Here is an 814-nt window from a genome sequence, read left to right as displayed (position 1 = left end):
GCTGTCAGTCTAATCGCAACTTGTCTCTGCTCGACGGAGTTTCTCCTGCCCTACCAAGTTTCAGCCCATGAGGTTCTGCCACTCAGCCAGTGCGGCTGAGCGGGATGTCTTGTAAGTCTGTCTATCGAGGAGGTGGCGCTGGGAGTTGAAGTGGTTGTGGACGTTGGCGTGAACCGAAGCGAACTTCTGCAGCGACTTCATTTGCCGAAATCGCAGCATTGCAGGCTCTCGTCGTCGGAACGGTAGGTAGCTTTTCTCAGCTCGATTATTCAACCAGCGCCCCATCTCCCGGCGGTCCAGATTGCCCAGATCCCGCATCGCCGCTGGATAGGATTTCAAGCCATCGATGACTATCGTCTCTGCTTTGCCATGCCGTTTCAGCGCCTTCTTCAGGAACGCCAAGGCCGCTGATTTATCACGTTTCCTGGTGACGTAACTCTCCAGGATTTCGCCCTCATGATCGACAGCACGCCACAGGTAGTGTCGTTCGCCGTTGATCTTAACGAACACCTCGTCGAGGTGTCACCGCCACTGTCGGAAACGCTTCATCCGGCTTACTCTCTGCCGCCGGATATCAGCCGCAAACATCGGACCAAAGCGGTTCCACCACAGCCGGACCGTCTCGTGGCAGATGTCAATTCCGCGTTCGAACAGCAGATCTTCGACGTTGCGGAGCGAAAGCGGAAACCGGACATAGATCAATACGACCGGGCGGATGATGTCGGGCGATGAGTTGAAATAGCGGAAAGGGCTGGCAGGTTTGCGAGATCTGGGCATGTCGCTTGCCCTACCCTGCGACCATCATTTGCCAGCG

General features: G+C 56.1%; 1 pseudogene. It reads right to left on the bottom strand.

The annotated features are described in order from the left end of the window. Positions 1-60: 60 nt before the first annotated feature. A pseudogene (locus FEV51_RS13080) lies at positions 61-777 on the bottom strand (IS6 family transposase). Between the last annotated feature and the right edge of the window lie 37 nt (positions 778-814).

It is taken from the genome of Qipengyuania marisflavi (assembly GCF_005884405.1).
In the GTDB taxonomy this organism is placed as follows: Bacteria; Pseudomonadota; Alphaproteobacteria; order Sphingomonadales; family Sphingomonadaceae; genus Qipengyuania; species Qipengyuania marisflavi.
The sequence above is the reverse complement of the archived record's forward strand: the minus strand, read 5'-3'. Positions and strand labels throughout refer to the sequence as shown.